General features: G+C 66.5%; 15 protein-coding genes. 9 read left to right on the top strand and 6 right to left on the bottom strand.

Annotation, left to right across the window (positions count from 1 at the left end; genetic code table 11):
* Positions 1-45 precede the first annotated feature (45 nt).
* The 7 genes from pstC to QQK63_RS09525 are packed head-to-tail and all read left to right on the top strand — an operon-like array spanning position 46 to position 7,322.
* A complete protein-coding gene (pstC, locus tag QQK63_RS09555) occupies positions 46-1,614 on the top strand; it encodes a phosphate ABC transporter permease subunit PstC (RefSeq protein WP_277824626.1) in 1,569 nt (522 codons plus the stop codon).
* Positions 1,614-3,353 carry a phosphate ABC transporter permease PstA gene (gene pstA, locus QQK63_RS09550; protein ID WP_277824625.1) on the top strand — a complete coding sequence of 580 codons (1,740 nt, stop codon included), beginning with the start codon at positions 1,614-1,616 and terminating at the stop codon, positions 3,351-3,353. The genes pstC and pstA overlap by 1 nt, the downstream gene beginning before the upstream one ends.
* 20 nt (positions 3,354-3,373) lie before the next feature.
* Positions 3,374-4,171 (top strand): phosphate ABC transporter ATP-binding protein PstB, encoded by a 798-nt coding sequence (pstB, locus tag QQK63_RS09545; RefSeq protein WP_277825915.1) that lies wholly within the window; start codon positions 3,374-3,376, stop codon positions 4,169-4,171.
* 23 nt (positions 4,172-4,194) lie between these two features.
* Positions 4,195-4,911 carry a phosphate signaling complex protein PhoU gene (gene phoU, locus QQK63_RS09540; protein ID WP_277824624.1) on the top strand — a complete coding sequence of 239 codons (717 nt, stop codon included), beginning with the start codon at positions 4,195-4,197 and terminating at the stop codon, positions 4,909-4,911.
* A 12-nt stretch (positions 4,912-4,923) separates the two neighbouring features.
* Entirely contained in the window at positions 4,924-5,610 is a 687-nt protein-coding gene (gene phoB, locus QQK63_RS09535) for a phosphate regulon transcriptional regulator PhoB (RefSeq protein ID WP_277824623.1), read from the top strand.
* Between the two features lie 11 nt (positions 5,611-5,621).
* The gene (locus tag QQK63_RS09530; RefSeq protein WP_277824622.1) at positions 5,622-6,341 is read left to right on the top strand and encodes a winged helix-turn-helix domain-containing protein; all 720 of its coding nucleotides are present in this window, start codon (positions 5,622-5,624) and stop codon (positions 6,339-6,341) included.
* A gap of 51 nt (positions 6,342-6,392) precedes the next feature.
* The gene (locus tag QQK63_RS09525; RefSeq protein WP_277824621.1) at positions 6,393-7,322 is read left to right on the top strand and encodes an aminotransferase class IV; all 930 of its coding nucleotides are present in this window, start codon (positions 6,393-6,395) and stop codon (positions 7,320-7,322) included.
* A 214-nt stretch (positions 7,323-7,536) separates the two neighbouring features.
* Here QQK63_RS09525 and QQK63_RS09520 read toward each other — a convergent pair whose 3' ends face one another.
* Positions 7,537-9,780: a molybdopterin-dependent oxidoreductase gene (locus QQK63_RS09520; protein WP_277824620.1), complete on the bottom strand. Its 2,244-nt coding sequence runs from the start codon at positions 9,778-9,780 to the stop codon at positions 7,537-7,539.
* Positions 9,781-9,899: 119 nt separating this feature from the next.
* On the opposite strand from QQK63_RS09520, the gene QQK63_RS09515 reads away from it, so the two are divergent.
* Both QQK63_RS09515 and QQK63_RS09510 read left to right on the top strand, forming a co-directional pair.
* Positions 9,900-10,892: a type I glyceraldehyde-3-phosphate dehydrogenase gene (locus tag QQK63_RS09515; protein ID WP_277824619.1), complete on the top strand. Its 993-nt coding sequence runs from the start codon at positions 9,900-9,902 to the stop codon at positions 10,890-10,892.
* On the top strand, positions 10,889-12,337 hold the full coding sequence (locus QQK63_RS09510; RefSeq protein ID WP_277824618.1) for an NAD-dependent succinate-semialdehyde dehydrogenase: 1,449 nt from the start codon (positions 10,889-10,891) through the stop codon (positions 12,335-12,337). Before QQK63_RS09515 ends, QQK63_RS09510 begins: the two co-directional genes overlap by 4 nt.
* A gap of 130 nt (positions 12,338-12,467) precedes the next feature.
* Here QQK63_RS09510 and QQK63_RS09505 read toward each other — a convergent pair whose 3' ends face one another.
* The 5 genes from QQK63_RS09505 to QQK63_RS09485 all read right to left on the bottom strand — a co-directional run bounded on the left by QQK63_RS09505 (position 12,468) and on the right by QQK63_RS09485 (position 19,580).
* The gene (locus QQK63_RS09505; RefSeq protein ID WP_277824617.1) at positions 12,468-13,157 is read right to left on the bottom strand and encodes a GntR family transcriptional regulator; all 690 of its coding nucleotides are present in this window, start codon (positions 13,155-13,157) and stop codon (positions 12,468-12,470) included.
* A 67-nt stretch (positions 13,158-13,224) separates the two neighbouring features.
* Positions 13,225-15,225: a 3'-5' exonuclease gene (locus QQK63_RS09500; RefSeq protein WP_277824616.1), complete on the bottom strand. Its 2,001-nt coding sequence runs from the start codon at positions 15,223-15,225 to the stop codon at positions 13,225-13,227.
* Positions 15,226-15,309: 84 nt separating this feature from the next.
* Positions 15,310-15,843, bottom strand: coding sequence for a hypothetical protein (locus QQK63_RS09495; RefSeq protein ID WP_277824615.1), 534 nt, complete (start codon positions 15,841-15,843; stop codon positions 15,310-15,312).
* Between the two features lie 16 nt (positions 15,844-15,859).
* The gene (locus QQK63_RS09490; RefSeq protein ID WP_277824614.1) at positions 15,860-17,680 is read right to left on the bottom strand and encodes a DUF294 nucleotidyltransferase-like domain-containing protein; all 1,821 of its coding nucleotides are present in this window, start codon (positions 17,678-17,680) and stop codon (positions 15,860-15,862) included.
* Between the two features lie 103 nt (positions 17,681-17,783).
* Positions 17,784-19,580, bottom strand: a complete 1,797-nt coding sequence (locus QQK63_RS09485; RefSeq protein WP_277824613.1) for a sodium:solute symporter family protein — start codon at positions 19,578-19,580, stop codon at positions 17,784-17,786.

The raw sequence follows: 19,580 nt of genomic DNA, 5'->3' as shown, positions 1-19,580 counted from the left end.
CCTCCGGGCGGAAGCTCTGCCCGATACGAGATTGAAAGTGTTCCGATGGGCGCTGTGCTGACCTTTCCCCTGGTTCTGCTGATCGTGACGGCGCTGGCCGTTGCGGGCTACATCCTCGGACGCGGACGGGCCGCGCGGATCGCCGCCGCCGCCCCGCGTACGCTGCATTCGCGACCGAACCAGCACGGATGGCACGTCGTCTTTGCCACGGCGATCCCGGCGCTGATTTTCATGATGGTCTGGGCCTTCGGGTCGGGTGTGGTATCCAACATCTACGTCGGCAGCGCCATTCCCGAAGATCTCGTGGATGTGCAGGTGCCCTTTCAACAGCGCGAGGGTCTGACCGAGCGCGAGATCGAGATCCGCGAAGAAGTGCTGCGCACCCAGTTCGTCGCCTCGGTCAAGGGTCTGGCGGTCGCCATCGACGGGTACATTGCCAACGGTAACGCGACCGAGGCGGATATCGAGCGCTGGCGCGCCGATCTTGCGCCCCTTCAGGACCGGCTGCGCGCAGACGGGCAGGTCGTGGGCGCAAGCATCACGCAAGGCATGTTGACCGTGGCGCAGGACCTGCGCGCCTTCAACCGGGCGATCGCCACGATCGGGCCGCTGGCCGCGCTGGCGCTGGCGCTGATCGGCTTTGGCCTGTCGCTGCGCGCCATTTCGGCCGAGTTCCGCGCCCGGATAGCGGTGGAGCGCTGGGTGCTGGGCTTTCTGGTCTTCGCCTCGACCATGGCGATCCTGACCACCATCGCTATCCTGTCCGCGATCACCGTCCCGTCGATCACTTTTTTCCGGGAATACGGGCTGTTCAATTTCCTGTTCGGCATGGCGTGGGCACCTGCGGGCGACGTGGTCGGCATTCCGGAAGGCCGCGACGGCGCTTACGAGTCCGTCCTCGGTTTCCTGCCGCTGATCTGGGGCACGCTCTATATCTCGCTGGTTGCCCTTCTGGTGGCGGTGCCGCTGGGGCTCTTGGCTGCGGTCTACCTGTCGGAATTCGCGTCCAAATGGGTCCGCGCCTGGGTCAAGCCGGCGCTCGAGATCCTCGCGGGCGTTCCGACCATCGTTTACGGTATCTTCGCCCTCATCACGATCGGCCCCTTCCTGCAGGCGGTCGTGGGCGCGACGGTGATGCCCAATACCGTGTCGGTCATGACCGCAGGCGTCGTCATGGGCATGATGCTGGTGCCCTTCGTCTCGTCCTTGTCCGACGACGTGATCAACGCCGTGCCGCAGGCGATGCGCGATGGCTCTCTGGGTCTGGGCGCGACGCAGGCCGAAACGGTGACCAAGGTGATCTTGCCCGCCGCCCTGCCCGGCATCGTCGGCGCGGTGGTTCTGGCCGCGTCCCGCGCCATTGGCGAGACGATGATCGTGGTTCTGGCCGCCGGTGCGCTGTCGAACGTGCAGGGGCTGGAGCCCAACCCCTTCGGCGCGGTCGTCACCGTCACGACGCGGATCGTGGCGGTTCTGACCGGCGAAGGGTCGGGCTTTGACTCCATCGACGTGCTGGCGGTCTTCGCGCTCGCCTTTACCCTGTTCTTCATCACGCTGGGCCTGAACCTTGTCGCCCAGCGCATGGTCGCCAAATACCGGGAGCAGTACGACTGATGTCCGACGCCAGCCTGTCCGGGGCCAAGCCTGCGCCCAAATCCTCGCTGCTGACGCAATCGGCGCTGGTGCGCAAACGCCACCGCACCGGCGCGACCCTGCGCTGGCTGGGTCTGGGTGCCATTTCGGTGGTCCTGTTCTTCCTTGCGGTTTTGTTGTGGTCCATCGTGTCGCGCGGTGTGCCGGCGCTGTTCCAGTATCAGGCGCAGATCGAGCTGTATTATGACCCCGCGATCCTGAACCCCGATGGCGGGCCGGTCGACCCCGAGGAAATCGGGGGCATCAACCTGCGCACCGGGTTCGAGCGCGGGATTTTCACCAATTCGCTGCGGATGACGCTGGAAAACGCGGGCATCGACATCGAGGGCACGGTGGAACGCCGCTGGGTGGTCGAGGCGCTGAATGCGCTGGATGCCGTGGGTCTGACCGGCGGGGCCGAGGTGATCGCGGATGCCGGTGCGCCGGGTGACGCGGCGCGTGTTCTGGGGCAGGCGGGCAGTGCCCTGCGGGCTGCGGCCAGCGCCTTGGGTGGAGATGACGTGGCAGCGGCAGAGGCCGCGCGCGATGCCGCCGCCGAGGCGCTTGGCACTGCCGGGTTCGCGCAGGCGGCCGAGGTCGTTGCCGCCATCGACGCGGCAGGCGGGCCCGATGCGGTCGCGGCGCTGAACGCGACGGGGTACCAGCAGGCGCTGCTGGATGCGGCGGGCGCCCTGCGCCAGCCGGCAGACTTTGACGATGCCGCGTTGTCGGCGCTGATCTATGCGACCAACCGCCGGGATGTGCGCGACCGTCTGGTCGAAAACCCCGATCTGGTCGGAACGACGGAATCCGTGGGCGTGCCCATCGACATCGCCGTCACCCGCTACCTGTCGGGCGAATTGACCGGGATCGGCACGGCGCAGATGCCGCCCGGTTTCGACATCGGGCAATTGGCGCTGGTCGACGCGATGGAAGATGCGGGCCTGATCGACAATGCCTTTCGCTGGCATTTCTTCACCAATCCCTATTCGCAAAGCGGCGAGATCGCGGGGATCGGTCCGGCGCTGATGGGATCGGCCTACATGATGCTGGTGGTTCTGGTCTTCTCGCTGATCTTCGGTGTCGCGGCCTCGATCTACCTCGAGGAATTCGCGCCCAAGAACAAATTCACCGATTTCATCGAGATCAATATCGCGAACCTGGCCGCCGTCCCGTCCATCGTTTTCGGTATCCTTGGCGCGGCGATCCTGTTCACGCTGATGGATCTGGGTTTTGGCAATTCGATCAGGGGCACGGCGTTGTTGGGCGGGATCGTGTTGTCGCTGATGACGCTGCCGACGATCGTCATCGCCACGCGCGCGGCGCTGAAAGCCGTGCCGCCCTCGATCCGGGATGCGGCCTTGGGTGTGGGCGCCTCCAAGGTGCAGATGGTGTTCCACCACAAGCTGCCCTTGGCCGCCCCCGGCATCCTGACCGGCACGATCATCGGCATCGCGCAGGCTTTGGGTGAAACCGCGCCGCTTCTGCTGATCGGCCTGTCCGTGTCGACGGGTGCGGCGCTGTTGTCCTCACCCTTCTCGGGCGGGTTGCTGGAACAGGCGCAGTCGATGCCGACCGTGGTCTACCTTTTCGCCCAGAACCAGGACGCGCCGGTGCGCGAGGGCCTCGCGCAATCCGCGATCTTGGTGATGTTGCTTTTGCTTTTTGCCCTGAACATCCTTGCGATCCTCCTGCGGCGCAAGTTCGAGCGGAGGTGGTAAACCCGATGGAGGATGCCAACATGAACGACATGCGGATGACGGAGCGCGGCGTGAACACCAAGGACATCAAGATCGAGGCCCGCAAGGTGCAGGTCTTTTACGGCGCCAACCATGCCATCAAGGACGTGGATGTCGATATCGAGGACAAGACCGTCACCGCCTTCATCGGGCCGTCGGGCTGTGGGAAATCCACCTTCCTGCGGTGTCTGAACCGGATGAACGACACCATCGACATCTGCCGGGTCGAGGGGGATATCATCCTCGACGGCGAGGATATCTACGACAAGCGCGTCGATCCCGTGCAGCTGCGCGCCAAGGTCGGCATGGTGTTCCAAAAGCCCAACCCCTTCCCCAAGTCGATCTATGACAATGTCGCCTACGGCCCCAAGATCCACGGCCTGTCGCGCAACAAGGCGGAACTGGACGAGATCGTCGAGAGCTCGCTGCGCCGCGCGGCGCTGTGGAACGAGGTGAAGGATCGTCTGGATGCGCCGGGCACCGGCCTGTCGGGCGGTCAGCAACAACGCCTGTGCATCGCGCGCGCGGTGGCCACCAGCCCCGAAGTGCTGCTGATGGACGAACCCTGTTCGGCGCTTGACCCGATCGCGACGGCGCAGGTCGAGGAGCTTATCGACGAATTGCGGCAAAGCTATTCGGTGGTGATCGTGACCCATTCGATGCAGCAGGCCGCGCGCGTCAGCCAGAAGACCGCCTTCTTCCATCTCGGGAATCTGGTCGAATTCGGCGAAACCTCGAAGATCTTCACCAACCCCGAGGATCCCAGAACCGAAAGCTACATCACCGGCCGGATCGGCTGAGGCATAAGAACAGGGCAGGTATCATGGCGCATTCCGAACATATCGTTTCCGGCTTCGACCGCGATCTGGAAGGGATCCAGGCGCAGATCATGCGCATGGGTGGTCTGGTCGAAGAGGCCATCGCCAAGGCGACCGAGGCGCTGGAAACCCGCGACCTCGAGTTGGCGCGGGCCGTCCGCGCGGGCGACAAGGCCATCGACGCGCTGGACGAAAGCGTCAATGACGAGGCCGCGCGCATCATCGCGCAGCGCCAGCCCATCGCGTCGGACCTGCGCACCGTGCTGACCGTGTTCCGCGTGTCCACGAACCTCGAGCGGATCGGCGATTACGCCAAGAACATCGCCAAGCGCACCGAGACGATCATCGACCAGCCCCCCGTCAACGGCACCGGCGCCTCGTTGCGCCGGATGGCGCGACAGGTGGAATTGATGCTCAAGGATGTGCTGGATGCCTATATCCAGCGCGATGCGGCCTTGGCCGCGGATGTTCGGGCGCGCGACATCGACGTGGACCAGATGTATTCGGCGCTGTTCCGCGAATACCTGACCTTCATGATGGAGGATCCGCGCAACATCACCACCTGCATGCACCTGCATTTCATGGCCAAGAACATCGAGCGCATGGGCGACCACGTGACCTCGATCGCCGAGCAGGTGATCTACCTCGTGACCGGCGACATGCCCGAGGATGACCGGCCCAAGCAGGACCGGACCGCGCATGACGCGGGCAACCTGACATAAGGAGCCGGGACGATGGCTGGTGAACCGCTGGTGCTTGTGGTCGAGGATGAACCGGCGCAGCGCGAGGTTCTGGCCTACAACATCCAGGCCGAAGGGTTTCAGGTGATGACCGCCGAGGCGGGCGACATCGCGCTGGAAATGGTGCGCGAGACGCCGCCCGACGTGATCGTGCTGGACTGGATGTTGCCGCATGTCTCGGGGATCGAGGTGTGCCGACAGCTCAAGATGGGGGCCGATACCGCGCGCATCCCGATCATCATGCTGTCCGCCCGGTCGGAAGAGGTGGACAAGATCCGCGGCCTCGAGACCGGGGCCGACGATTATGTGACCAAGCCCTATTCGGTGGCGGAATTGCTGGCGCGGTTGCGCACGCAATTGCGCCGGGTGCGGCCCGCGACGGTGGGCGAGCGGCTGGAATTCGAGGATATCCTGATCGATCTGGCCGAGCACCGCGTCTATCGCAACAAGGAGCAATTGAGCCTTGGGCCGACCGAATTCCGCCTGCTGACGGCCTTCATGGAACGCCCCGGCCGGGTCTGGAGCCGCGAGCAATTGCTCGACCGCGTCTGGGGTCGTGACATCTATGTCGACAGCCGGACGGTGGATGTGCATGTCGGCCGCCTGCGCAAGGCGCTGAAATCGGGCGATCATGGCGACCCGATCCGCACCGTGCGCGGTGCGGGCTACGCGCTGGGCTGACCGGGGCCGCTGTGCTGCTGGAAACGGGCGATATCCTGCATCTGGCAGAACCGTTGAAAGGCGTCGCGGATGTGGCGGATCCGTCCGTTGCAGCCTTTCTTGCCGGGGTTGGCGATCGCCTGGCGCATCTGGCGCGGTGTGAGGGGCCTGAGGCGCTGGTTTCGGCGGTGGCCGAGACAAGGCCCGATTACGTCCTGATGGGAAGTATCCCCGACCCGGCCCTGTTCGAGCATCTTTGCGCGGCGATGCGCAGCGCGACACTGGGCGTGATCGTGCTGGCGCGGGGCGGCGCAATTCCTGCGGCTCTGCGTGACGCGATCCCCGCCCGGATGGGCGTCGACCCGCTGGATCCTGCGGAGGGGTTGAACGGCTTCACCCTGCACCTGCGGGCGCTGATGCGGCGCTGCCGGCCCGTGGCGCTGACCGGGCGGCAGCGGGTGGGCGGGATGCTTTTGGACGAGGCGGCGCTGACCCTGACGGGCGGTGCCGGACAAGCCAGCCTGTCGCTGGAGGACATGCGGTTGATCGGGCCCATGTTCGACGTGCCGGGCGCGGTCTGGTCGCGCGAGGCGCTGTTGCGGTTGGCCTATGGCGCGCAGACGGAGAACGGGCTGCGGACGGTCGATGTGAAGCTGAACCGGGCACGGCGGCGGTTGCGCGCGGCCTTGGGGCAGGATCCGGTGCGCAGTGTCAGGGGCGCGGGATATGTCTTTGATCCCGGGATCGGTTGACCCGCGCCGCGGGCCGCGTCATCCCTGAGGCTATCGCCGAGGAGGGCAACGATGCAGACCGAGCATTCCACCACCCATGACGCGCTGGAAGACCCGCGCAATGCCGACATCCTGATCTACGTCAACGGCGCGCTGAAGCCGCGGTCCGAGGCGACGGTGTCGGTCTATGACAGCGGGTTCCTTCTGGGTGATGGCATGTGGGAGGGGATGCGCCTTTACGACGGGGTCTGGGCCTTTTTCGAAGAGCACATGGATCGCTTCTTCGACTCGTGCAAGGCGGTCAGTCTGGACGTGGGGATGGATCGTCAGGGCATCTTCGAGGCGCTGGAAAAAACGCGTCTTGCCAATGGGATGGTCACGGATGTGCATTGCCGCCTGATGCTGACGCGGGGGGTGAAGGTGCGTCCCTTCCAGCATCCGTCGCTGTCGCGGTCGGGGCCGACGCTGGTGATCATCATGGAACATTCCAAGCCCGTCGACCGGTTGGCCAGCGCGGGCATCCGGCTGTCCACGGTCCCGCAAGTGCGCGGCCTGCCGATGAGCCAGGATGCGAAATACAACAGCCACTCCAAGCTGAACTGCGTTCTGGCCTGTCTTCAGGCAGAACAGGCGGGCGCGGACGAGGCGCTGATGCTGGACCCGCATGGGTTCGTGAACACGACGAATGCCTGCAATTTCTTCATCGTGCGGCGGGGGGAGGTTTGGACCTCGACGGGCGATTACTGCATGAATGGCGTCACGCGGGCCAAGGTGATCGACCTGTGCCGGGCGGATGGCATCCCGGTCTTCGAGAGGAACTATTCGCTCTTCGAGGTCGCGGGTGCGGAGGAGGCGTTTCTGACCGGAACCTTCGGCGCGCAGACGCCGGTGGCCGCGATCGACGGGAAGCCCGTGGGCGACGGATCGCGGCCGGTGACGGCGCGGATACAGGCGCTCTACAAGCGGGCGGTGGCCGAGTATGTGGCCGCCAAACAGGGTTAACACGCGGTCAGAGGTGTGAAGGCGGGGTTAAGACGACTCGCGCGATCTTGACGGAAGATTAAGCGCCGGTGGATCGGTGCGGATTTTTCGACGGTGATGCCCTGGCGGCACGCCGGGTCGGCGTTTTCCTCGAGGAAAACGGGTGGGAAAACCCGGGTTTTCCCATACGGAAATCTGGAGATTTCCGGGTCGCAAAACTGCAGTTTTGCGGCTGCTAGAGCCGCTTCACCTCGACCAGGGCGGAATGGGCGCTGGTGCCTTGGCCCAGCCGCGAGGTGCCCACGTCGCGGGTCAGCACATTGGGATTGCCGTTGGCGTCCATGTTCTGACCCGGCCCGCCGACCCATGCGCCCGTGGGCAGCGCCACGACACCTTGCACGATGTCAGCCGTCACCCGCGCCCGCGCGCGGACCGCGCCGCGGGTGTTGAAGACGCGCACGAGATCGCCGGTGGTGATGCCGCGCGCGGCGGCGTCTTGTTCATGTATAAGAATGGTCTCGGGACGTGCGCCGTCGACATCGGCCAAGGCCGCTTCGAGCTGGGAATGGAGCTTGTCGCCCGGTTGGGGCGAGACGAGGTGCAGGGGGGCGGCATCGGTCGCAGCGCCCGGCCACTCAGTGGGGGGCAGCCAGACCGGGTGGCCGGGGCAATCGGCATAACCGAAGCTGTCGATCCGGTCGGAGAAAATCTCGATCCGGCCCGATGGCGTCTTGAGCGGTGCGCCGGTCGGATCGGCGCGGAAGCGGCGGAGGATCGGTTTGGGCTGTTCGTCGGCGGCAAGGTCGAGCTTGACCCAGTTTTTCGCGCGAAGTTTATCGAGCGTCGGCACGTCGACGCCGGCGGCGCGGCCCCTTTCCATGAGGCCTGCATAGAGATGGGCGATCCATGCGGCGGGATCGCGGCCTTCGGTGAAGGCCGCGCCGACGCCGAGGCGTTCGGCCAGACCTGCGAAGATCGCGTAATCGTCGCGCGCCTTTCCCACGGGCGGGATCAACTGCGGCATGTGGAAGAGGTAGTCGTCGAGCGGGGAGCGCCCGATATCCTCGCGCTCGTAGGGGGTGGTGGCGGGAAAGACGATATCGGCGCGCTGGGCGGTCGCGGTCCACCACGGCTCATTGACGATGATCGTTTCGGGCCGCGTCCAAGCCTCGTGCAGGCGGTTGAGGTCCTGATGGTGGTGGAAGGGATTGCCGCCCGCCCAATAGACCAGCCGGATATCGGGATAGGTGCGGCGCTCGCCGTTGAAATCGTAAGGCTGGCCGGGATTTAGCAGCATGTCGGCCACGCGGGCGACCGGGATCACGTCGGGCACGTGGTTCGTGCCTTGCGGCAGGGTCATGCCGCCGATGGGTTTGAAATCCTTGCCGATGCCGCCGATGGCCCCGTAGCCATAGCCGACGCCGCCACCCGGCAGACCGATCTGGCCCAGCATCGCCGCCAGAACGGCGGACATCCAATAGGGTTGTTCGCCATGCTCGGCGCGTTGCAGCGACCATGCGACGGTGATGAGGGTGCGGGTCGCGGCCATGCGGCGGGCCAGATCGCGGATCGTAGCGGGTGCTACGCCCGTCAGGCGGGCCGCCCATTCAGGGGATTTGGGAATGCCATCAGTCTCGCCCATCAGGTAGGGACGGAAGCGGTCAAAGCCCGTGGTATAGCGGTCGAGGAAAGCGTGATCGGCCAGCCCTTCGGCCTCCAGCACATGGGCGAGCGCCAGCATCAGCGCGGTGTCCGAGCCCGGGCGGCAGGGGAGCCAGTCGCAGCCATCCGGCGCGTCCGTGCGCTGGGGGCCGATGTTGATGCGCGTCATGCCGTTTTGCGCGAAGCGGTCGAACCAACCTGCGGTCTGGTGTTCGGTGATGCCACCCATCGAGACCATGGAATTCTTGGGGTTGATGCCGCCGAACATGACCAGCGTCTCGGTATGTTGGGCGATGGTGGCGTAGCTGTCCTGCACCTCGTAGGTGAGGGTCAGGAAATTCTCGCCAAAGACATGGGGCATGATGGATTGCGCGCAGCCGGTGGAATAGCTGCCGAAGCTGGCGACATAGCCGCCGATGCAGTTGAGAAAGCGATGCACCTGCCCCTGTGCGTGGTGGAAGCGTCCGGCCGAGGCCCAGCCGTAGGAGCCGCCATAGATGGCGCCGTTTCCATGCGTCTTGCGCACCCGGTCGAGTTCCGTTGCCGCAATGTCGAGCGCCTCGTCCCAAGGTGGCGTGACGTAATCGCCATCGCCCCGGCCCAACCGGTCGCGGCTGGCAAGCCACGCGCGGCGGATGGAGGGGCGGGCGACGCGGGAGGTGTGATGGACGGCGGCGGGCAGGATCGCCGGGATCGCGGGCGGGGCCGGATCGGGGCCGAAGGGCCGGGTTTCGACGATGCGCCCGCCCTCGGTCACGACCTCGAAGGCGCCCCAATGGCTGGAGGTCACGCGGGTTTGGCGGGGAGCGTCGTCCATGATGCGTCTCTCTGCTGTCATCTGCCGCCTCTATAGCCGGGCCGCGCGCGCTGCGGGAGGGGGGCCTTGCGCCGGCCTTGTGGCAGGGGCATCACTTGGGCCTCAACGGGAGACAGGCAATGACCATCAAGGTGGCGATCAACGGGTTCGGGCGCATCGGGCGGTCGGTGCTGCGTGCCTGGCTCAAGGGAGGATGGCCCGAGATCGAGATCGTGGCGTTGAACGATATCGCGCCGCTCGCGACCTGTGCGCATCTGTTCCAGTATGACAGCGTGTTCGGACCCTGGCCCGAAGAGGTGAGCGCGGGCGAGGGTGTCTTGCGTGTGGGGGGGCGGGTGCTGCCCTTCACGCAGGTGCCGGATCTGGCGCTGTTGGACCTGTCGGGCGTGGATGTGGTGATGGAATGCACGGGCCTGGCGCGCACGCGCAGTTTCGCGGAAGCGGGGCTTGATGCGGGGGCGGCGCGGGTGCTGGTTTCTGGCCCGTCGCCCGAGGCGGATGTGACGGTGGTTCTGGGCGCGAATGATGCGGCGCTGCGCCCCGGGCATCGGATCGTGTCGAATGCATCGTGCACCACGAACGCGGTCGCGCCGCTCGCCGCGATGATCGATGCGGAATGGGGGTTGGAGAGCGCGCTGATGACGACGGTGCATTGCTACACCGGCAGCCAGCCGACGGTCGATCAGCCGATGGGCGATGATTTCGCAAGAAGCCGCGCCGCCGCCCTCTCGATGGTACCCACGACGACGAGTGCCGCCGTGCTGGTCGATGCGGTGCTGCCGCATCTGGCGGGGCGGATCACCGGATCGGCGGTGCGGGTGCCAGTGGCCTCGGTGTCTTGTGTGGATCTTGCGGTGATCACGCAGGCGCGGCCACAGGCCGAGGAGGCGGTGGCGTTTTTCCGCGAACGGGCGGGGCGGTTGGTGGGGTTCACCGACAAGGTGCTGGTCTCGACCGACCTGCGGGCGCGGCCCGAGTCGGTGATCGTGCAGGGGCCCGAGATCAAGCGCGCCAAGGGCGGGATGCTGCGCGTCTTTGGCTGGTATGACAATGAATGGGGCTTTTCGTGCAGGATGCTCGATCTGGCCCGCAAGATGGGAGCGATGGGATGAGCGATTGGCAGAGCTGGCAGCGCGAGGCGAATTATGTCGGCGGCGCGTGGATCGGGGCCGACAGCGGCGAGACGATCGACGTGACGAACCCGGCGACGGGTGAGGTGATCGGCACGGTCCCCGCCGCGGGCGCGGCCGAGACGCATCGCGCCATCGACGCGGCGCAGGCGGCCTTTGCCGGGTTCGCGGCGATGGACCTGATGAGCCGTGTGGGGCTTTTGTGGAAGCTGCATGATGCGCTGATGGACAACCAGGCGGCGCTGGCGGAGTTGCTGACGGTCGAGATGGGCAAGCCGCTTGCCGAGGCCAAGGGCGAGATCGCCATCGGGGCGCAATACGTCCGCTGGTATGCGGAGGAAGTGCGCCGCGCCAAGGGCGAGATCGTGCCGGCGGGCGTGAACGGGCGGCGGATCCTTGTGACCAAGCATCCGATCGGTGTGGTGGGGATGATCACGCCGTGGAATTTCCCGTCGTCCATGTTGGCGCGCAAGATCGCGCCGGCGCTGGCGGCGGGCTGTCCCATCGTCGCCAAGCCCGCCACGGCGACGCCCTATAGCGGGCTGGCCTGGGCGGCGCTGGCCGAGGAGGTGGGGTATCCGGCGGGCGTGGTCAACGTGGTGACGGGATCGGCGCGCGCCATCGCGGGCGCGATGATGGAGCGGTTCGAGGTGCGCAAGGTGACCTTCACCGGGTCGACCGAGGTGGGCAAGGAGCTGATCCGGGCCTCGGCCGATACGGTCAAGAAGGTCTCGATGGAGCTGGGGGGCAATGCGCCCTTCATCGTGTTCGACGATGCCGATCTGGATGCAGCGGTCGAGGGGGCCATCATCTCCAAGTATCGCAATTCGGGGCAGACCTGTGTCTGCGCGAACCGGATCTATGTGCAGGCCGGGGTGCATGACGCCTTTGTCGAGAAGCTGGTGGAAAAGACCCGCGCGTTGAAGGTGGGCGATGGGCGCGAGACGGGCGTGGCGCAGGGGCCGCTGATCGATCTGGCGGCCGTGGCCAAGGTCGAGGAATTGCTGGACGACGCAAAGGGCAAGGGCGCGACTGTCGTTCTTGGCGGGTCGCGGCACCAGTTGGGCGGCACGTTCTTTCAGCCGACCGTCTTGACCGGCGCGACAGCCGACATGGCCTTTGCGCGGGAAGAGATCTTTGGCCCGCTCGCCCCGGTGTTCCGGTTCGAGACCGAGGAAGAGGCCGTGGCGATGGCCAATGCCACGGAATTCGGTCTGGCGTCCTATGTCTATACCCGCGATCTGGGCCGGGCATTCCGGATGAACACGGGCCTGCAATACGGGATGATCGGGATCAATTCGGGTCTGATCACCACCGTGGAGGCCCCGTTCGGCGGGGTGAAGGAAAGCGGCATGGGCAAGGAAGGCGGGAGCCAGGGGTTGGAGGATTACCTCGATACGAAATACGTGTGTATCGACGGGATCTGACCCCGGCTCTCGCGCCTTTGGCTGAGTGCGGGAGCCTCCCCTTTCGGCGGCAAAGCCGCCTGTCGGGCAGCGGGCGGGAGTATTTGGGAAGCAAAGATGGCCGGAGGCGCGCGCTAACCTCGATGCGGGGTTAGTGGCCGTAGGTGAGGCCGTCGGCGATGAGGCGCAGCGTCTGGCGGGCGATGGCGCGGCCCTCGGCATCAAGGGCGGTGCGGGTGAGGACCAGAAGCGCCGTGTAGCGATCGCAGGAGAGGGCGACGCTGTCGGACATGGTGGTGAGGGTCGCGGCGAGGCTTTCGGTGATGGCGGCGGGCGCGAGGCCCGCAGCTGTCAGGAGATCGGGAAGGTCGATCGGCGCATCCTCGGGGAGGGCGGGGATCAGCGCCTCGGGGAGGGTGATCTCGTCGAGGGCGGCGCGGTCGCCGTTACGGCGCAGGGTTCTTTCCAGCGTCGAGAGTCGGGCTGCGCCGAAAAGATCGGCCTCCTGGGGCGTGGCGCCGCGGGTGCCGGCGCGGGCGCGGTGCAGGGTGAAGGTCACGGGCTGGCCCGTGGCGTCGAGAAGCCGGGCGGGCGGGGGCGCGGTCGTCTTGGCGCCCTTGCGGGCAGGTTTGGCGACCAGTGTGCCGCGCCCCGGCTTGCGGTCCAAAAGCCCCATGCCTTCGAGCGTGATCAGCGCGCGGCGCATCGTGCCCTGGCTCACGCCGAATTCCTCGGCCAAGCCGAATTCATTGGGCAAGCGCATACCCGTGGGCCAGTCGCCGTCGCGGATGCGGCGGATCATTTCCGTCTCGGCGGTCTTGTAGAGCGGCATACGGGCCATGGCGGTCACTGTCCCCTTGTTTTTCGGGCCCCTTTGCCCTTGGGCATGGCGGAAGCGGGGGCTTGGGTCAATTCAGATGCTCGATCAGGCGGCTGTGTCGGTCGAAGGCGCGGATGAGTGCCCCAAGATTGGGCAGTTCTGCCGCCTCGAGCATCGGGATCATCTTGCGGAAGGCCTCGGCCGTCCCGATTGCGTCGCCGATGGCGGTGTGGCGGTCGGCCTCGGGGATCTGGATGTGCAGCCGGGCGCATAGCGCGTCGAGCGTGTGTTCGGCGGATTGGCCGTAGAGGATCGCGGAACAGAGCACCGTGTCGAGGATCGGCTGGTCGAAGCGCTGGCCGATCTCGGTCTCGCGGCGGCGCAGGAAGCTCATGTCGAAGGGTGCGTTATGGGCGACGAGAACGCTGCCGGCCGCGAAGGTGTGGAAGCGCGTCAGCGCCTCGGCCACGGGGGCGGCGCCTGCGACCATCTCGTTGGTGATGTGATGCACGGCGGTGGAGGCGGCAGGGATGCGGCGGCCGGGGTTCACCAGCATGTCGAAGCGTTCGCCCGGCACGATCTTGCCGTTGACGACGCGCACGGCGGCGATCTGGCAGATCTCGTCGACCTGGGGATTGAGGCCGGTGGTTTCGGTGTCGAAGATCACGAAGCTGAGCGATTTGAGGGCGGCTGCGGCGAGGTCGGCGGGGATGTCGGCGTTCAGAAGGTCGAAGTCGTAGAGGACGCTGCGCGAGGGCCCGGCGGGGCGTGGCGTGGCCAGCGGCAGGGAGAGGCGGAGCGCGTGGCGACCGGGGCCTGCGGGTTCGACGGTGAGGGTGGTGCCGTGGCTGAGAAGCACGTCGGCCCCGGTGAAACCCGCAAGGCCGGGCGAGAGCGGGCGCGTGAGCCAGCTGTCGGGATCGGCCGGTGCGGGGCCTGTCGCCTCGAGGCTGAGGATCGCGGCCTCGGGCGTGATCGCGGCCAGCGTCAGGGCGAGGTCGGTCGCGCCTGCGCGGGTCCAGTCGAGCGCGAGGCGTTCCAGAAGCCGGGTGATCGCGAAGCCGTCGCAGCGCAGTTCGGTGGCGTCGAGATCGGCGGCAAGGGGCGTGTCCTTTCCCCCGAGCCGGACGGCCAGCGCCGCGCCGAGATCGACGACGGCAAGGCGTTCCATCGGCCACCATGACGTGTCGGTGGCGATCTTGCGGGGGGCGATGCGCGCGACAAGGGAGGCGAGGGCGGATTTGCCCGCCCCCTCGGGCAAGTCGGGCAGGGCTTTGGTGACGCCATCGAGCAATTCGGTCAACAGATGCGCGCGTTCGGCCTGAAGCCTGAGGTCGGCGCCGACATCGCGGAGCGTCAGCACATAGCCCGGCCCCTCGGTTTCCTGTCCTTCGAGGCGGAGAAGGCGCAAGCGCGCCTCGAGCAGGCGGGCGTCGGTGCGGGTGGTCACGAGGATGTCGGTGCCGGTCTCGGCACCCTTGGCGCGCAGACGGTCATAGGCTTGGCGGATCGGGCCCATGCGCAGGAGGCCCGCGACCGGGCGGCCCAGACCCAGCGCCTCGGACGTGCCGAGAATGTCGCGGCAATGCCCGTTGTAGAGCGCGATGGTATGGGCGGGCGTGCAGAAGAGGACGCCGTCCGGCACCTCGGCCAGCAGGGTTTCGAGCCGGGTCTTTTCGGTGGTGAGCCGGGCGGTTTCGCGCCCCACGGCCAGCGCCATGGCGTTGCGCGTTTCGGTGAGGTTGGTGGTGACGGCATTGGCGGCGGGGGCCAGATCGCCGAGGTAGCGGCCGATAGCCTGGTCGATGCCCTGGTCGACATCGGCATGGGCGCGGGCGCGCAGATCGGCGGCGAGCCGTTCGACGGGACGGGCCACATGTTCGTCGAAAAGGATCCAGATCCACGTCGTGAGGCCACCGATGGCGAGGATCGCGACCAGCCCCGAGATGATGAAGGCGCTGAGCGCGTGGGCCTCGCCCAAGCGCAGGTAGCCGATGACAAGCCCCGCGACGACAAGGGCGGAGCCGCCAAGCGCGATCAGGGCGAAGAAGAGAAAGACGCGCAGACGCAGGGATAGCCGGGTGAACATGGTCGGGGGCCTCCTCCTTGCCCCGGTGATCGGTTGCCTTGGCCGGGCGGTCCGCGCGACGCCCGGTCCGGCGGGTCTCGGGTTTTAGCCGTTCGCGGCCTCCCGTCCGCAAACGGTGCCGACAACGGGATCGGCGGTGCCGGTTTCGCGCCATGCAAGGTCGATGGGCTGGCCGGTTTCGGTGAATTGGGTGCTGGCGTTCAGATCGGCCCAGCGGGCATTGTCGCAATCGACGAGGACGGGGCGGATCACCTGCGGCTGCCAGCGTTCCTGGATGCGCAGTTGCACCACGCGGATGCCGGAGCCGGGGGCGGTTTCTGCGGTTTCGGAGGGGGCGTAGCCGATGAAGCCGCGCACCCACGGCCGGATCAGCGTCCAGGGCTGGTACCAGGCCTGCTGTTGCCGCGTCGAGATGACCACCAGATCCTCGGGCATGCTGGAGCGGGTGCCGTCCTGCCAGCCGTATTCGAGCGCGACCGTGGAGGCGAGCATGGCCAGACCCGCGCAGATCGGGATGATGCCCTTGGGCAGGCGTTGGCGCGTCAGGGTGCGCAGGATCAGGCCGACCCCGGCTCCGGCGAAGCCGGCGAAGAGGGCGGTGACGAGGGACCAGAACATCGGTTGGGGGTCACTTTCAGTTGAGGTAGCCGCGGCCGGAGCCGGCTGCGTTCTGCATGGTCTTGATCACGACGAAGGCGTCGCGCAGGTGGCTGCGTTCGAAGTCGCTGAGATCGGCGGGGGGCATGAAATTGTCGGGTTTCTCGCCACGCTTGATCTGCGCGGCTTGATGCGCAAGCCGGGTGTCGGCGATCATGTCGTAGGCGTCAAGCAAGTCGCGCCCGCCGGAGGGGGAGACGGTGCGCGCCTCGATGGCGGCGAGGATGCGGGCGCGGGTGTTGGTCTGGGTCAGTTGGCCGGTCAACGCGTAGATCCGGCCCAGGTCGACGACCGGCACGACGCCCGCATGTTTGAGGTCGATGGTGTTCTTGTGTTCGCCCGAGCGTGCGGTGGCAAAGCCGCGAAAGAGGCCGAGCGGCGGTTGATGCTTGAGCGAGTTCGAGACCATGTGGGCGACGAAGATCGAGTTTTTGGCGGCCTGTGCCAGCGTATCGGACTGAAGGTCGGAGAAGAGATCTGTCCGGCCGCCGATGGGGCGCAGGTCGAACATGACCGAGGCCAGCATCTGCGCCTCGGGATTGGGGGTGGTGATCCAGCTGCGGAAATACTGCCGCCAGACGCGGAGCGGTTGGCGCCACTTGATGTTGGTCGCCATCATGTCGCCGGGGCAGTAGAAATAGCCTGCCTCGTTCAGGCCGTCCGAGACGAATTGCGCCAGCGCGGCGAAATAGGCGTCGTCGGGCGGGGTCGCGGCATCGTCGAGGAAGAGGCAATTGTCCTGATCGGACACACCGGTCTGTTCCTGCCGCCCCTGCGATCCGCAGGCGAGCCAGAGATAGGGCACGGGCGGCGGGCCCAGTTTCGCCTCGGCCAAGGCCAGAAGGCGGCGGGTGGTGGCATCGCCGATATCGGTGATCAGGCGGGTGACGGTCTGGTGCGGGTTCTGCGCGCCGACGAGCTGCACCAGCAGTTCGGGGATGCGGGCGACGATCCGGGCCAGCGTGGCGCTGTCGGGGGCGGCGGCGATTTCGCGGATGAGCGCGGCGGAGGAGGTGGCCTGGAACCGGGTCAGGTCGGTCTGGGTCAGGATGCCGACAAGCTTGCCGCCTTCGGTCACGGGCATGTGGGTGATGCCGCGTTCGACCATGACATGGAGCACATCGGCCACCAGCGCGGTTGGCGGCAGGCTGAGGGGGTCGGGGGTCATCACCTGCGATACGGGGGTTTCGGGGGCGCGGCCCTCGGCCACGGCGCGGGCGGTGATGTCGCCGGTGGTCAAGATGCCGCGCGCGGCATCGTCCACGGTCGCGATGATGCAGGACACACCCAGATCGCGCATCTTGCGCGCCGCCTCGATCAGGGGAGTGTCGGGCGTACAGGTCAGCGGATTTTTCGTCATCAGTTCGGACAGGGCCATCGTGGTGATGTCCTGTCTGCGCGCGGCGGTGGGCCGTGTGCGGTCGAAGAAGCGCAGAACGCGGGGATGGGCGGCGACAAGCGCCTTGAACACGGGCGCGGCGATGGTCAGCAGCGTGCTGTCCTCGGTCGCGATGGCGGTGACGGGGGCGATGCCGTCGCGCATCAGGCCACGTTCCCCGAAGGAATTGCGTGGGCCGAGGATGGACAGGAGGTCGCCGCCTTCGTCGGTGATCTCGATCCGGCCGGACAGGATCAGGCACAGATGGGTGACGGGTTGGCCGATGCGGTAGACGGTCTCACCTGCCGCGATCGCCTGCTTGCCGGATTGGGCGGCCAGATCGGCTCGTTCCTCGGGGGTCAGCAGATCATAGGGATGCGTCTGGGCCAGGATGGCGGCGATATCGGTCGTCATGGGCATTGGACGGACCCCTGAAAGGAAACGGCGCACCCCGAAGGGTCGGGATGCGCCGCGGTCTTGGCCAGAGCCCGCGGTGTCGCAGGCTCCGGTTTCGGCTTTCGCCTTACTTGTTGATCGCAGCGCCCGCGCCGCGCGGAATGCGAACGCTTTCCACGAGGTCCTGGATGTGCTGCGGCGGAGCCGCCGTCATGCTGGACACGACATAAGCCACACCGAAGTTGATCAGCGCACCGATCGGCCCGAAGTGGGTCGGCGGGATACCGAACAGGTAGTTGGCTGCGGTGTTTTCCAGCATGTTGGTGCCGGGGATGAAGAACCAGCCGAGGTATGTGAAGAGGTAGAGACAGGTCACGACGAGACCTGCAACCATCCCCCAGGTTGCCCCGGCGGCGTTCATCCGCTTGGAGAAGATGCCCATCATCAGGGTCGGGAACAGCGTCGCCGCGGCAAGACCGAAGGCGAGCGCCACCACCTGCGCGGCGAAGCCGGGCGGGTTGAGACCCAGGTAGGTTGCCAGAACGATCGCGCCCGCCATCGAGACCCGGGCTGCCAAAAGCTCGCCCTTTTCCGAGATGTTGGGGTTGATCACCGACTTGATGAGGTCGTGACTGATGGCCGAGGAGATGGCCAACAGCAGGCCTGCCGCGGTGGAGAGTGCCGCCGCGATGCCGCCTGCGGCGATCAGCGCGATGACCCAGCCCGGCAGGTTGGCGATTTCCGGGTTGGCCAGAACCAGGATGTCCCGGTTGAAGTTGGTCAACTCGTTGCCCGACCAGCCGCGTTCAGCAGCCAGTTCGGCCATGCCTGCGCCGCCTTCGTTGTAGTACTGGATACGGCCGTCGCCGTTCTTGTCTTCCCAGCCCAGAAGGCCGGTGGCCTGCCAGGTGAGCATCCAGTTGTAGGCGGGATCGGTCTGGATCGTTTCGACCGACACGGCCTCGCCTTCAACGCCTTGGGGCCAGAACTGGTTCATGATGTTCAGGCGCGCCATTGCACCCACGGCCGGAGCCGTCAGGTAGAGCAGCGCGATGAAGACCAGTGCCCAGCCAGCGGACCAACGCGCGTCGGCCACCTTGGGAACGGTGAAGAAGCGGATGATGACGTGCGGAAGACCGGCGGTACCGATCATCAGCGAGAGCGTGAAGAGCGCCATCAGCCAAGGCGTGTTGCCCGAGGTGTATTCGGAGAAGCCGAGATCGGTCAGCAGACCGTTCAGCGTCACCAGCAGCGGCTCGCCCGCGCCGGACTGACCTTCGGCCATGTTGCCGAACAGGCCCAGACCCGGGATCGGGTTGCCGGTCAGTTGCAGCGAAATGAAGACCGCCGGAATGGTGTAGGCGATGATCAGAACGATGTACTGTGCCACCTGAGTGTAGGTGATGCCCTTCATCCCGCCGAGAACGGCGTAGACGAAAACCACGGCGGAAGCGGTGATCAGGCCGGTGGTCGAGCTGACCTCGAGGAAGCGCGAGAAGGCCACGCCTGCCCCGGTCATCTGCCCGATCACGTAGGTCACCGAGATCACGATAAGGCAGATCACGGCCACGACGCGCGCGGCGTTGGAGTAATAGCGGTCACCCACGAATTCCGGCACGGTGTATTTGCCGAACTTGCGCAGGTAGGGTGCCAGCAGCATCGCCATCAGCACGTAGCCGCCCGTCCAGCCCATGAGGAAGGTCGAGTTGGAGTAGCCGACGAAGGCGATCAGGCCTGCCATCGAGATGAACGAAGCCGCCGACATCCAGTCTGCTGCGGTCGCCATCCCGTTGACGACGGGGTTCACACCCCGGCCAGCGGCGTAGAATTCCGACGTGGAGCCCGCGCGGGCCCAGATCGCGATCCCGAAGTAGAGCGCAAAGGACGCGCCCACGACGAGGAAATTGAGTGTTGTCTGATCCAT

The organism is Roseicyclus marinus, assembly GCF_030163795.1.
GTDB lineage: Bacteria > Pseudomonadota > Alphaproteobacteria > Rhodobacterales > Rhodobacteraceae > Roseicyclus > Roseicyclus marinus.
The sequence above is the reverse complement of the archived record's forward strand: the minus strand, read 5'-3'. Positions and strand labels throughout refer to the sequence as shown.